At 62.4% G+C, this 14,617-nt stretch carries 8 protein-coding genes; all 8 read right to left on the bottom strand.

The window, feature by feature from the left end:
* Window positions 1-10: 10 nt before the first annotated feature.
* On the bottom strand, window positions 11-2,209 hold the full coding sequence (glgB, locus tag D0Y60_RS14090) for a 1,4-alpha-glucan branching protein GlgB (RefSeq protein WP_245409186.1): 2,199 nt from the start codon (window positions 2,207-2,209) through the stop codon (window positions 11-13).
* A 26-nt stretch (window positions 2,210-2,235) separates the two neighbouring features.
* Window positions 2,236-4,692 carry a glycogen/starch/alpha-glucan phosphorylase gene (locus tag D0Y60_RS14085; protein WP_199564196.1) on the bottom strand — a complete coding sequence of 819 codons (2,457 nt, stop codon included), beginning with the start codon at window positions 4,690-4,692 and terminating at the stop codon, window positions 2,236-2,238.
* Window positions 4,693-4,900: 208 nt separating this feature from the next.
* The gene (locus D0Y60_RS14080) at window positions 4,901-6,112 is read right to left on the bottom strand and encodes a pilus assembly protein (RefSeq protein WP_117370583.1); all 1,212 of its coding nucleotides are present in this window, start codon (window positions 6,110-6,112) and stop codon (window positions 4,901-4,903) included.
* Between the two features lie 137 nt (window positions 6,113-6,249).
* Window positions 6,250-7,137 carry a transglutaminase family protein gene (locus D0Y60_RS14075; protein ID WP_117370582.1) on the bottom strand — a complete coding sequence of 296 codons (888 nt, stop codon included), beginning with the start codon at window positions 7,135-7,137 and terminating at the stop codon, window positions 6,250-6,252.
* 22 nt (window positions 7,138-7,159) lie between these two features.
* Window positions 7,160-9,553, bottom strand: coding sequence for a circularly permuted type 2 ATP-grasp protein (locus D0Y60_RS14070; protein WP_245409185.1), 2,394 nt, complete (start codon window positions 9,551-9,553; stop codon window positions 7,160-7,162).
* 33 nt (window positions 9,554-9,586) lie between these two features.
* Complete coding sequence (locus D0Y60_RS14065; protein WP_117370581.1) at window positions 9,587-12,907, bottom strand: transglutaminase family protein; 3,321 nt, start codon at window positions 12,905-12,907, stop codon at window positions 9,587-9,589.
* A gap of 127 nt (window positions 12,908-13,034) precedes the next feature.
* Window positions 13,035-13,811: a VOC family protein gene (locus D0Y60_RS14060; protein WP_117370580.1), complete on the bottom strand. Its 777-nt coding sequence runs from the start codon at window positions 13,809-13,811 to the stop codon at window positions 13,035-13,037.
* A gap of 25 nt (window positions 13,812-13,836) precedes the next feature.
* Complete coding sequence (locus D0Y60_RS14055) at window positions 13,837-14,571, bottom strand: thioredoxin family protein (RefSeq protein WP_117370579.1); 735 nt, start codon at window positions 14,569-14,571, stop codon at window positions 13,837-13,839.
* Between the last annotated feature and the right edge of the window lie 46 nt (window positions 14,572-14,617).

Here is a 14,617-nt window from a genome sequence, read left to right as displayed (position 1 = left end):
CCCAGCTCTGTTATGCGTCCAGCTCGAACATCACGGTTGCCAGCGGCGGCAAAGTGATGGTGGCTGCTATTCTTTCGTTGCCGTGTTTTCTGGCTTCGACGGCGCCGCCGTTGCCCTTGCCGCTGCCGCCATAGATCTCCGCGTCGCTGTTGAGGATCTCGCGCCACCGGCCCTCGATCGGCAGCGGTATCCCGTAGTTCTCTCGGTAGACGGGCGTAAAGTTGGTAACGACGGCGATCGGCTTTTCGCCGGGCGCCTTGCGCAGCCAGGCGAAGACCGAGTTTTCCCTGTCATCGGCGATCAGCCACTCGAAGCCGTCGCCCTCGCAGTCGCGGGCATGGAGTGCCGCCTTACGGCGGTAGGTGCCGTTGAGATCGCGCACCAGCCGACGCATTCCCTCATGCAGCGGATATTCGAGCAGGTTCCAGTCGAGCGAGCGGCTTTCGCTCCATTCCTGCCACTGGGCGAACTCTTGGCCCATGAACAGCAGCTTCTTGCCTGGATAGCCCCACATGAAGCCGTAATAGGCGCGCAGATTGGCAAATTTCTGCCAATCGTCTCCGGCCATCTTGGCGATCAGCGAGCCCTTACCGTGCACCACCTCGTCGTGGCTGAGCGGCAGCACGAAGTTTTCCGAAAAGGCATAGATCAGGCCGAAGGTCATGTCGTTGTGGTGGAACTTGCGATGCACCGGCTCGCGCGACAGATATTGCAGCGTATCGTGCATGAAGCCCATGTTCCACTTGAAGCCGAAGCCCAGGCCTCCGGCGTGCACGGGGGCGGAGACCTTCGGCCAGGAGGTGGACTCTTCGGCGATCGTCAAGATGCCGGGATGGGCGGCATAGACGCGGGCATTCATTTCCTGCAGGAAGCGCACGGCGGCGAGATTTTCGTTGCCCCCATATTCGTTCGGTACCCATTCGCCGTGTTTGCGCGAATAGTCGAGGTAGAGCATGGAGGCAACCGCATCGACGCGCAGGCCGTCGAGATGGAATTTCTCCGACCAGTAGAGCGCGTTGTTGATGAGGTAGGACAGAACCTCGGCCCGGCCGAAATTGTAGATCGCCGTGTTCCAGTCCGGATGAAAGCCCTGACGCGGGTCCTCATGCTCGTAGAGCGCCGTGCCATCGAACTTGCCCAGCCCATGCGCGTCCGTCGGAAAATGCGCCGGCACCCAGTCGAGGATGACGCCGATTCCGACCTTGTGGCAGCCGTTGACGAAACGGGCAAAGCCTTCGGGCTCGCCGAAGCGCGCCGTTGGCGCATAGAGGCCGGTCGTCTGGTAACCCCAGGAGGGATCGAAGGGGAATTCGGAGATCGGCAGGAATTCGATATGGGTAAAGCCCATATCGACGCAGTAGGGGATCAGTCGGTCGGCAAGCTCGTCCCAGGTCAGGAAGCCGCCGCGGTCGTTGCGCTGCCAGGAGCCGGCATGAACCTCATAAATCGAGATCGGCTGGCGGCGGGCATCCACGGTTGCCCAATGCTGGAGATGCGCCTCGTCTTCCCATGTCTGGTTGATCGGCCCCGTCGTCATCGAGGCATTGGCGGGCCTTAGTTCCGAGCGGCGGGCGAAGGGGTCGGCCTTCAGCGGCAGGACCTCGCCGTTGATCCCAACGATCTCGTATTTGTAGGCATGGCCTTCGGTGATGCCGGGTAGGAAGATCTCCCAGATGCCGGTGTCGCGGCGTAGCCGCATGGCATTGCGCCGCCCGTCCCATTCGTTGAAGTTGCCGACGACGGAGACGCGCTTGGCGTTGGGTGCCCAGACGGCAAAGTGAAAGCCGTCGATGCCGTCGAGCGTCATCGGATGGGCGCCGAGCTTGTCGAAGAGGCGGAGATGCGAGCCTTCGCGGATATAGTAGTCGTCCATCGGCCCGAGAACGGGACCGAAGCTGTAGGGGTCGATGACAACCCATTCGCCGCCGTCGTTGCGGGCGCGGTAGCGGATCGGCTGCTGTTTCTTCACCGCGATCTCACCGGCGAAGATGCCGGCCGGATGGATCTGCGTGAGCGCGCCGATCTCTTTGCCTGACAGCGTCTCTGCCGTCACTTCGGCGGCACCCGGCAGGAAGCAGCGGGCGACATAGGTGTCGCCCGCCGCATGGACGCCGAGCACGGCGAACGGGTCCCAGTGCCGGCTTTCCAGGATTGCATCGATGTCCGCCTTCGCCAGAAGCTCTGACGGGAGATTGGGCCGGGTGGCCATCGTCCCTTTGTTCGGCGGTACGGTCATCAGGCTCTCCAGATTTCCTTGGCATATTGGCGAATGGTGCGGTCGGAGGAGAACCAGCCCATGCGGGCTGTGTTCCGTATGGTTTTCGAAAACCAGGCGTTTTTATCCGTCCAGATACCGTCGACCTCGCGCTGGGCCTTGGCATAGGCGTCGAAATCCGCCGCCACCATGAACCAGTCGTGATTGTAGATGCCGTCGACCAGACCGGTGAAGCGGTTGCGATCATCGGGCGAGAAGACGCCGGAGGAAATCGCGGCGAGTGCCTGCGACAGCTCCTTCGACTGCTCGATGATGGCGCGGGGGTTGTGCCCTTCGGCCCGCACCTTCGCCACTTCCTCGGCGGTCATGCCGAAGATCACGATGTTCTCCGCGCCGACATGGTCGCGCATCTCGACATTGGCCCCGTCGAGTGTACCGATCGTCAGCGCGCCGTTCAGCGCAAACTTCATGTTGCCAGTGCCCGATGCTTCCATGCCGGCGGTCGATATCTGCTCGGAAAGGTCGGCGGCGGGAACCATGATCTCGGCGAGCGAGACATTGTAGTTCGGCACGAAGACGACCTTGAGCAGGCCGCGGACGGCGGGATCGTTGTTGATCACGCGCGCCACGTCGTTGGCGAGTTTGATGATCAGCTTGGCATTGTGATAGCTCGGCGCCGCCTTGCCTGCGAAGAGTTTGACACGCGGCACCCAGTCCAGCTCGGGGTGCGAGCGGATCTGATCGTAGAGGGCAACGGCCTCGATGATGTTGAGGAGCTGGCGCTTGTATTCATGGATACGTTTGATCTGGATGTCGAACATGGCAGCGGGATCGATGCGCACACCCATACGGCTGCCGACGAGATTGGAAAGCCGGTTCTTGTTCTCGCGCTTGATCGCGGCAAACTTCTCCTGGAAATCCTTGTTATCGGCAAAGGCGTCGAGCGCCTTCAGGGCCTCGGCATCGTCCATGAAGCCGTCGCCGATGGACTCGCGGATCAGGCCGAACAGGCCCGGATTGCACTGCATCAGCCAGCGGCGCGGCGTGATCCCGTTCGTCTTGTTGTTGATGCGCTCGGGATAGAGCTTGTGCAGGTCGGCGAAGACCGTTTCCTTCATCAGCTCGGTGTGCAGCGCCGACACGCCATTGGTCGAGTGGGAGCCGACGAAGGCGAGATTGCCCATGCGCACCCGGCGCTCACCCGATTCTTCGATCAGCGAGATGTTGCGAATGCGCTGATCTTCGAAGCCCTTCTCCTTGCGGGCCTCGACGAGGATTTTGGCGTTGATCGCATAGACGATCTGCATATGGCGCGGCAAAAGCCGCTCGAACAGCGGCACCGGCCAGCTTTCCAGCGCCTCGGGGAGCAGCGTATGGTTGGTGTAGGAGAAGGTGCGGCGGCCGATATCCCAGGCTGTGTCGAAGTCCAGCCCGTGCACGTCGGTCAGCAGGCGCACGAGTTCGGCGACCGAGACCGCCGGATGGGTATCGTTGAGCTGGATGGCGACGGCGTCCGGCAGCGATGTGAAGTCCGGATACTGCTGGAGATGGCGGCGCAGGATGTCCTGCAGCGAGGCGGAGCAGAAGAAGAACTCCTGGCGCAGGCGCAGTTCCTGGCCGGCCGGCGTGGCGTCGGCCGGATAGAGCACGCGCGTCAGGCTTTCCGCCCGGTTGCTTTCCTTCAGCGCGCCGATATGGTCGCCGGCATTGAAGGCTTCGAGCAGGATCGGATCGATCGGGTTTGCCGCCCAGAGCCGCAGCGTGTTCACGCGCTTGGCCCGCCAGCCGACGGCCGGCGTATCATAGGCCGTCGCGATGACGCGCTCGGCCGGCTTCCAGACGAAGCGCTGCTTGTCCTCGCCGATATTGATGGTCTCGACACCGCCGCCGAAGCCGATCTCGTAGGAGCTTTCGCGGCGTTCGAATTCCCAAGGATTGCCGTGGGCAAGCCAGGTTTCCGGCAACTCGACCTGCCAGCCGTCGGCCATCTGCTGGCGGAAGAGGCCATGTACGTAGCGGATGCCGTAGCCATAGGCCGGCACATCGACGGTTGCCATGCTTTCCATGAAACAGGCAGCAAGTCGGCCGAGACCGCCGTTGCCCAGCGCCGCATCCGGCTCGAGTTCGGCGATGACGTCGATATCGACGCCGTGCATGGCGAGCGCTTGGCGCATTTCGTCCATGATACCGCTATTGGTCATGGCATCGCGCATTAGACGGCCGATGAGAAATTCGAGCGATAGGTAATAGACGCGCTTGGCGCCCGTCGCGTAGGTGCGCCGGGTCGAATCCATCCATTTGTCGGTGATACGATCGCGCGCAACCAGGATCGCTGCCGTCAACCAGTCATGCGGCTTGGCGACTTTCGGATCCTTGCCGATGCGATATTTGAGGCGTTCGAGCAGTTCCGTCGCGAGCTGTTCGACATCCGAGGATCGTAGAGCGGGTGCGAGATCGTTGTTGGTAACCCGGTTCATCATCGGTGAACTTTGCCCCCTCGCATTCAATGCGTTCGTTCGTTCGAAATCGCGTTTAAATCAATTTATGCATCTATCCGAAGCGCTTGCAATATACCTTTTCAAGAAACGCCTCATGCATTTTCGACATGTCTGAAACACGGCAAAAATGCTAAAAAACCCGCTGCGTTGGTCGCAGCGGGTTCAATTTTCCGGCCTTGTGGCAGGATTATTTCGTCAGGCGGGAGACCACGGCGGAGGTGCGCTCACCGATCACCTTGAAGGCGGCAACGAGGGCGGACATGTTCGTCGCTTCGAAGTAATGCGAGCCGTCGGTTGCGCAGGCCTTCAGAAGGTTCTGGCCGGCAGTCGGTGCCATGAAGGCGACGGTGTAGATCTCCATGCCGTCCTTTTTCGCGCTGGTGCAGGTCGCCAGTGTGCTGGTGTCGTCGCTTGAGTTGTTGTTCGCACCGTCCGTCATGAAGACGATATACTTCGTCGGCACCTGTCCGTTCTTGGTCTTGTGTGCGGTGTTTTCCGTGGCTGCCTTCAGCTTGTCGTAGGCGGTTTTCATGGAAGCGCCCGAAGCGGTTCCTCCGTCTGCGACCAGCTTATTGACATAGGCGAGCGACGCTGTGGATCCCCACGCAAGTTCGCTCGGCGTGTAGCTTGCAAGGTCATAGGAGATCGCCCCGGTCCGCACGAAGGTATTCGTCGGGTCTGCGAGGGTGAACTGTGTAAAGAGGCTTGCGACGGCGAGTTTCAGGGCCCCCATCTTCGAGACGTAGCAGGGGCTCGTCGCCTTGACCTTAGAACTGCCCCAATTCTGCTCTGTCCAGTTGATGCACGAGGTAAGGGTCTTGTCCTTCTCGTTGGTGATCCACGCCATCGAGCCCGACTTGTCGAGGACGAGGAACATTGAAAGCGCGTTCTTCGATTCCGTCGCGCTTTCGGCTGTGCTCTTGGCGTTCATGACAGTCGATTGCTGACCGAGCAGACGGGTAAAGGCGTTGAATTTAACTGTATATTTCGTCGAGATGTCGACTTTGTAGGACTTACCGTTTCCGAGCATCGCGGTTTCCGTGATGGTGATGTCGGTGCCGGTTGCGATTTGCTGGTCGCTATCGGACTTCGCAGCCTTAGAGCCTTCATCGACAGCGAGCCCGCCGTTCATCTGTGTCTTGAGGAACTGCATAGCGAGGAGCTTGGCCTCCGCCTTGCTCTTGCTGTCGTTTGCCAGTGCCGAGGCTGCGGCAAGCGCGGCGGAGTCGGCTGCGTCCTGCAGGGTCGTCCGCGTCATCACTATCTTGGTAAGGTCGATCGCCACCCCACCGGCAGCTATGATGAGTGGGCAGACAATGGCCGTCATCATCGCGAAATTGCCGCCTCGATCGCCGAGGAGCCGCGCGATCAGGGTTTGTTTTTCCGTCTTCTTCGTCATGAGACTACCCACCATTGTCATAATGTGGGCTGAAGCTAGCAACGAAATGTTATTTAACGGTTCGGGGCCGTGGTATAGTTTTCGTAAAAGTTTAGAGGCCTTGGTTTTCCGGGTTTTCCCGCTGTTTCCAATCGGGATTACGCCGTCTGCCGTACCGGAACGACATCGACCGCCTGGGTCGTTTTGTGCTGCCCGTATCCTTTCAGGACACCGATGACGGGCGCGACATCGGAATAGTCCCGGCCATAGGCGACGACGATATGGTCAGTGCCGGCGGGAATGTCGTTGGTCGGGTCGAGTTCCATCCAGCCGTTCACCCGGCCGCACCAGTAGCGTACCCAGGCATGCATGGCGTCCGCCCCTTCCAATCGCTCCTTGCCCGGCGGCGGGATGGTGCGCAGGAAGCCGCTGACATAGCCAGCAGGAATGCCGAGGCTGCGCAGCGCCACGATCATCACATGGGAAAAGTCCTGGCAGACGCCGCGCTTCAGCTTGAAGGCCTCGCGCGGGGTTGTGTCGACGTTCGTCGCTTTCGGATCGTAGGTGAAGTCCTCGTGGATGCGTGCGCAGATTGCCGTCGCGATCGCACGGATCGTCATGTCGGGCTTGGCGATAGATCGGGCGTATTCGGCGATCTCGGCACAATCCTTCAGCCGCGGGCTCGGGCCGGTATAATGGTGCGGCGAGCCGGCATCGAGCGACCAGTAGCCGGCGATATCCTCGGGCAAGTCCGAAACACGAGGGGAAAAGTCTGCGGCCGGTTCCGGCACATCGACATGCACGCGCGCCTGCATGCGGATATCCAGGCGCTCATGGGCGTTGCGGAAGAGGATGGCGCTCATCGGGTTTTGGAAGAAATCGTTGTGATCGACCCGTTCGCCCGGACCCGGCGTCACGCCGACCGTGCCGGCGACGAGCCGCTGGCGCCCGCCGATCGACAGCGGCAGGACCCGCACGATATGGCGCCCGCCGGAGACCGGGGTGTCGTAGAGGTAGCTGATATGAAGGTTGACGTCGTAGAGCATGATTTCGGCGCCTCCCTTTCGCTTAGCTCAAGTAGGTTTGCGCGAGAATGTCCGACAGCTTCTCGAGTTCCGCCTCGAAGCGCTGGTAGACGGCATCCGTCATCGTTTCCGGTGTCATCACCGCGAGCCCCGCATGCAGGCGCATCGCCTCGCGGTAGAAGGGCGACATCTGGCCGTTGGAATAGGCGTTCGGCAGCTGTTCGACCTCGTTCTTGATCTCGTTCAGCTGATAGAGGATCGAGCGCGGGTTGAGCGGGTCGAGCGCCAGAAGGTCGGTGACGGTGAGGCGCGCGGTCGCCACATTGTAGCGGCGGCGATGGGTCATCACGCTGTCGCCGATCTCGAGCAGCATGTCGAGCGCGCCGTCGGGTGCATCCTCGCCGGACATATGGCCGAGCAGGCGCGTCATGTGCAGGCCGCGTTCGAGATAGCGGCCGATGGAGAGGAAGCGCCAGCCGGTGAAACGGTACATGTTTTCATGCACCAGACCGGCAAAGCCCGCGAGCTTGCGCAGGAGAACCGTCATGGCGCGCGTGGCATCGTCGCCAGGTTCTACACTGACATGGAACCGACGGGCCGTCTTCGACAGGTCGTTCAGCGCCAGCCAGCCATCCGGCGAGAAGCGGTCGCGGATGTTGCTGGCGGAGAAGACGGCGCTGTCGATATTGCGGATGAGGCTTGCCGGTACGGCTTCCGACGTGTCGATGTCGAGCGCGTCGAGATAGGTGCTGACATCCTTCAGCAGGGGCTGTTCGGGATTGGCATATTCGGCGTAGCGGCCATGCCAGGCGCGCAGGATGCGCAACGCGCCTTCCGCCCGCTCGATATAGCGGCCGAGCCAGAACAGGTTATCGGCCGCACGGCTCGGCAGGCTGCCGGGCATGTTGCGGGTAAAGACTTCCTCGGCCGGCAGCAGCGAGGTGCGCTCGACCGGTTTCCGGCTGACAATCCAGACGTCCGCCGCCGAGCCGCCTTCCTGCATGGCGATGGCCGACACATTGTCGCCGGCGCCGATGCGGGCGAAGCCGCCGGGCATGATCTGCCAGCCGTCGCGGGTGCGGGCGGCGAAGACGCGCAGCGACATCGGCCGCGGCACCAGCTTGCCGTCGACGAAGGCGGGCGTGGTGGAGAGCGTGACCGCTTCCTGGCCGACCAGCTTGGTGCCGTCGCTCGCCAGCCATTCGGCAATCGAATGTTTTGCCGTGTCGCGCAAAGTCGAGCCCAGCACGGACTGTTCGTTGTCGTCGAAGAACGGGCGTGTCGAATAGGCCGGGCCGATGACCATGCGCTCGATGTTGGCCGCGACGTGTTCGCGTTCCTCCTTTTGACCGCACCACCAAGTGGCGATCGACGGGAGGCGCTGCTCTTCGCCGAGCAATTGCCGGCAGATGTTGGGCAGGAAGGCGAGCATGGCGCGCGTCTCGACAATGCCGGCGCCCAATGCATTGACGAAGGTGACGGAACCGGAGCGCAGCGCCTCGACCATGCCGGGCGTGCCGATATGGGAGTTCTGGTTGAGCTCCAGCGGATCGGCGAAGGCCGCATCGAGGCGGCGCCAGAGCACGCCGATGGGTTTCAGGCCGGCGACCGTTCGCACCATGACCTTGCCGCCGACCACCGTCAGGTCCTCGCCCTCCAAGAGCATGAAGCCGAGATAGCGGGCGATATAGGCATGTTCGAAATAGGTTTCGTTGGCAAGGCCCGGCGTGAGGACAGCTATGCGGTCTTCTGCTGACTTTTCCGCCTGCAACGTGTTGCGGAAAGCGCCGAAGAAGCCGGCGAGGCGATGCGCGTGGGTCTCGGCATAGACATCGGAAAAGGCGCGGGTCGTCGCGACGCGGTTTTCCAGCGCGAAGCCGGCGCCGGACGGGGCCTGCGTGCGGTCGGAAAGCACCCACCAGTTGCCATCGGGCCCACGGCCGATTTCGAAAGAGACGAAGTGCAGGAAATGCCGGCCGTGCGGCTGCACGCCGACGAGGGGGCGCAGGAATTCGCTGTTGGAGGCGACGAGCGCCGGCGGCAGGAGGCCGTTGGCGACCAGTTCGTTTTTGCCGTAGATATCGGCGACGACGGCTTCAAGCAGTTCGGCGCGCTGAACAAGGCCGCGCGACAGATCTTCCCATTCGGTTTCATCGATGAGCACGGGAATGTGGGAAAGCGGCCAGGCGCGATCGCTGTTCGCTTCCTTGCCATAGGCGCGGTAGAAGACGCCGGCATCGCGCAGATACCGGTCGGCGCGTGCGAAGCGACCAGCGAGGTCCGTCTCGTCCATGCGTTCGAGCGCGGCGAGGAAGTGCCGCCAGACCGGTCGCACCTCGCCTTGCGTGTCGACCATCTCGTCGGCGACATCAGGAAGCGGAGCATAGGCACGGGCAGGCGCCTGCGCCGTTTGGGCCTCGATCAGCTCTGCCTCCACACTCGTGGTCTTCAATTACTGTCTCCTAGTGGGCTAGATGCCGGGCGGCCTGCGCAAATCCAGCGTCAGCGGAAAATCCGCCGGTGGATTTTCCGGCTGCAAGAGATAGCCGCCCGTCTTGTGCCCCCAGGGCTCGAACCGCGCCAGCCGGCGCGCCTCGGCCTCGTTTCCGTTCACCGGGAAGGTGTCATAGTTGCGTCCGCCCGGATGGGCAACGTGGTAAATGCAGCCCCCGATCGCTCGCTTCGACCATGTATCATAAATGTCGAAAGTAAGCGGTGTGTTGACGGGCAGCACCGGATGCAGGCCCGAGGCGGGCTGCCACGCCTTGTACCGCACGCCGGCGACCGAAACACCTTTTGTGCCCGCGCTTTTCAGCGGCACGGGCCGCCCGTTGCAGGCCACGGTGTAGCGTTCGGGATTGACGGTCTCAAGCTTCACCTGAAGCCGCTCGACCGACGAATCGACATAGCGCACGGTGCCACCGATCGCGCCTTCCTCGCCCATGACATGCCAGGGTTCCAGCGCCTGGCGCACCTCGAGATTGGCGCCTTCGTATTCGACCTCGCCGCAGAAGGGGAAGCGGAATTCGAGCTGGGCGGCAAACCATTCCGGCCTGAGGTCGAAACCGTTCACCCGGAGGTCGGCGAGCACATCCAGGAAATCCTGCCAGACATAGTGCGGCAGCATGAAGCGATCATGCAGGGTGGTGCCCCAGCGTACGAAACCGCCCTGGGCCGGATTCAGCCAGAAGCGGGCGATGAGAGCGCGGATCAGAAGCTGCTGGGCCAGGCTCATGCGGGCATTCGGCGGCATTTCGAAGCCGCGGAACTCGACGAGCCCGAGCCGGCCGGTCGGTCCGTCCGGGGAGAACAGCTTGTCGATGCAGATTTCCGAGCGGTGCGTGTTGCCGGTGACGTCGGTTAGGAGGTTGCGGAACAGCCGGTCGACGAGCCAGGGCAGTGGCGGCACGCCCTGATTGGGCGCCGGCACCTGCGACAGCGCGATTTCCAGCTCGTAGAGCGTGTCGTGCCGCGCCTCGTCGATGCGCGGGGCCTGGCTGGTTGGGCCGATGAACATGCCGGAGAAGAGGTAGGAAAGCGACGGGTGGCGCTGCCAATGAAGCACGAGGCTTTTCAAAAGATCCGGCCGACGCAGGAACGGGCTGTCGTTCGGGTTCTTGCCGCCGACGACGACATGGTTGCCGCCGCCCGTGCCGGTGTGGCGGCCGTCGATCATGAATTTGTCGGCGCCCAGCCGCGACTGGCGCGCCTCTTCATAGACGGCGGTGGTGATGTCGACGCAGTCCTGCCAGTTGGAGGCGGGATGAATGTTGACCTCGATGACACCCGGATCGGGAGCGACACGGATGACGTTGAGGCGCTCGTCCTGCGGCGGCGCGTAGCCTTCTATATGGACAGGAAGGCCAAGCCGGTCTGCGGCACGTTCCGCCGCAGTCACCAGTTCGAGATAATCCTCGACGCGCTCGACGGGCGGCATGAAGATGCAGAGCCGGCCGTCGCGGGCCTCAACGCTCATCGCGGTGCGCACGGTGCCGACGATTTCGCTGCGCACCTGTTCGATGCGATCCTGTCCCGCCTCGCTCGCTTGGAACGAGGCTTCTACCATGGCGCGGCCGGTCTTGGCGAAATCCGGTAGCGGGGGTTTGTCCTCGGAGGGATCGGCCGGATTGATATAGGGGTAGTTTGAGGGTGAAAGGTAGGGCAGGGCGCCGAGCGGCAGACGGTAACCCACAGGGCTGTCGCCCGGCACGAGGAAGATCTTGCCGCGGCGCGTGCGCCATTTTTCGCTGATCCAGCGTTTGCCGTCAGCCTTGGCATTCCAGGCTTGAACCGGCAGGATATGGCCGGTCGGCGTGGTCAGGCCACGTTCGAAGACGCGGGCGATGCGGTTGCGCTCTTCGGGGTCCTCCAGCTTGGAGTTCGACGGGTCGACATTCTCGGGAAGATTGCCTTCCTTGATGATCCACTCGGCCGGGTCTTCGTAGGCTGGCTGGACCATATCGGCGGCAATGCCGAGTTCATCTGCAATCCCTAAAAGCACCGCCGCGGCATCGGCCTCGCCGACGCCGGCATCGCTGCCCTCCTCGGCAATGAGCTCGGGATTGTGCCAGATTGGCTTGCCGTCGCGTCGCCAGTAGAGCGAGAAGGTCCAGCGCGGCAGGGTTTCGCCGGGATACCACTTGCCCTGGCCGTAATGCAGGAAGCCGCCGGGGGCGAATTTTTCACGCAGCCGCCGTATGAGTGTGTCGGCCTTTTCGCGCTTGGTCGGGCCGACGGCGGCGGTATTCCATTCAGCGGATTCGAAGTCATCGATGGAGACGAAAGTCGGCTCGCCGCCCATGGTGAGACGGACGTCATTTGCCGCCAGCACGGTATCGACATCACGGCCGAGTGCGTTGAGCGCATTCCAGCTCTCGTCGGAGAAGGGTTTTGTGATGCGGGGATGCTCGGCCACGCGGGTCACCGTCATGGCGAAGTCGAACTCGGTGTTCGCCTCGCCGAAATAGCCGCCGCTGATCGGCGCGGCATTGCGGTAATGCGGCGTGGCGGCCAGCGGGATGTGGCTTTCGCCGGTCAGGAGGCCGGAGGTCGGATCCAGGCCGATCCAGCCGGCGCCGGGCAGATAGACTTCGCACCAGGCATGCAGGTCGGTGAAATCGACCTCGGTGCCGGAGGGGCCGTCGAGGGCCTTCAGGTCTGGCGCGAGCTGGATGAGATAGCCCGACACGAAGCGGGCGGCGAAGCCGAGATTGCGCAGAATTTGCACAAGCAGCCAGCTCGAATCGCGGCACGAGCCAAGTGCGGCCGTCAGCGTCTGTTCCGGCGTCTGCACGCCCGGCTCCATGCGGATGACATAGCCGATCGTCTGCTGGAGCCGGGCATTGAGGCCAACGACCATGTCGACGGTGCGCTGTTGCGGCGTGCGGTCTATCGTCTTCATGAAGGCTTCGAGCGCAGGATCCATTGGCTCGGGCGTGCGATAAATCTTGAGGTCTTCGCGCAGGTCCTCAGGGTACTCGAAGGGCCAGTGTTCGGCCTCCTCCTCTACGAAGAAATCGAAGGGATTGTAGACCGTCATGTCGGCGACGAGGTCGACCTCGATCTTCAACTCGGTGACCGGATCGGGAAAGACGTAGCGGGCGAGATAGTTGCCGTAAGGGTCCTGCTGGAGGTTCACGAAGTGATTTTCGGGCGAGACCTTCAGCGAGTGACTGATGACCTTTGTCTTGGAATGCGCCGCCGGCTTGAGCCGGATGATCTGGGGTCCGAGGCGGACCGGTTTGTCGTAGATATAATGGGTGAGGTGGTAGATACCGGCCTTGATCGACATGCGCTCTCTTGTTCCCCTCGGGCGGTCTTAAGCCGCCATCAGGAAGAGTTTGTGCAATGCGAAGAAAGATTGCAAGCAGGAATGGAGGCGGGGTGCCGGGGACCTTGGCACCCCGCTTGCTCGTGGATCAACGGTGCATCGCGACCAGCGAGAAATGCGCGCCCTGCGGATCGGCGCAATTGATGATCCAGGCGCCGCCGGGTACTTCCATTGGCCCCATGAAAATCTGGCCGCCGCCATCCGTGACGCGCTTTCCGGCGGCATCCAGCCCTTCGACGACGAAATAGTAGCCCCAGACCGGCGGGACGGGCGAGCCGGGTGGGTTTGTCATCATGCCGCCGATCGAATTGCCGCCCCGGACCGCAAAGGTCTGGTAGGTGCCCATGCCGGCGTCCGACATATCGACGGCCATGTCCTTCGTCCAGCCGAAGATTCTCGAATAGAAGGCCCAGGCTTCGTCGAGATCGCCGGCCATCAGTTCGTGCCAGCCGACGCGCTGCGGTTCCATCATCCCCGGATCGGCCGGGCCTTCGTCCGCGGTGGAAAACAGCGAGAAGACGGCGCCATGCGGGTCGGCGGCAACGGCAAAGCGGCCGACGCCGGGAATGTCCTGCGGCAGGCGATGCACGCTGCCGCCATTCGCCGTGATGTCCTTCAGCGTGCTCTCGATGTCGTCGCTGAAGATATAGCCCATCCACATTGCCGGCATCTCTCCGGCCTCGGCGGGTGGCGACATCAGGCCGGCGACCTGGTTTTCGCCGGCATAAGCGAGGGTGTAGTTCATGCCCTCCATGCCGGAATCGCGCATCGACCAGCCGACGACCGACGCATAGAAACGTTCGGCGGCGGGCACATCCGGCGTGATCAGTTCGTACCAGCAGAACTTGCCGTAATTTTTGTGCATGCGGGGTCTCCCGTTTGTGTCTTGTTCAGTCGCAGCAGGAATGCGCCTTGGGGGCTTGCGCATACTCGTCCTTGCGCTTGACGAAGCTCAGCGTGCCAGTCTCGTTGCGGCCCTTCGGCGCCCGGTCCAGGATCATCAGGGTTCCCAAGGCTTCCTCACCACCGCGGGCGTAGTCGGAATACGTGTGGTAGACCGTGCCGTCTTCGTCCCTGGCGAAGGCGCTGAGGCCGGGCAGTTCGTCATGCGCATCGGCGGACGGCGTTTCGCGGTAATTGTACAGCACCTTGCCGCTTGCCAGCTCCTCCTTGGTGAAGGAGACGTGGTAGTCGAAATTGAAATCGCTGCCGAAGGACGACACCCAGGGGAATTTCCAGGCCATACGCTTTTTGTAGGCGGCAAGCTTTTCCAATGGTGCGCGCGAGATGGCGATCAGAGTGACGTCGTGGTTGTTAAGATGCGGCAGCATGCCGTCGATGTGGTCGGCCATGAAGGAGCACCCGGGGCACCCGGCCTCCCATTCCGGACCAAACATGAAGTGGTAGACGATGAGCTGACTGCGGCCGTCGAACAGCTCGGTCAGCGTCTTGCGGCCGTCGGGGGTCTCGAAAGTATAGGTCTTGTCGACCTTGACCCAGGGGAGGGTGAGGCGTTCGGCACGCACCTTGTCGCGCAGTTTCGTTTCCTCCTTCTCCATGGCCAACAGCGCCTTGCGGGCTGTCAGCCATTCCTCCCGGGATACGACCTCGTGGTTCGGTCTCATGCTCGGAACTCCTCTTTCTCGGGCTTTCGACAAATGCGTTGGTATC

Origin of the sequence: Shinella sp. WSJ-2 (genome assembly GCF_003432075.1) — a bacterium.
In the GTDB taxonomy this organism is placed as follows: domain Bacteria; phylum Pseudomonadota; class Alphaproteobacteria; order Rhizobiales; family Rhizobiaceae; genus Shinella.
The sequence above is the reverse complement of the archived record's forward strand: the minus strand, read 5'-3'. Positions and strand labels throughout refer to the sequence as shown.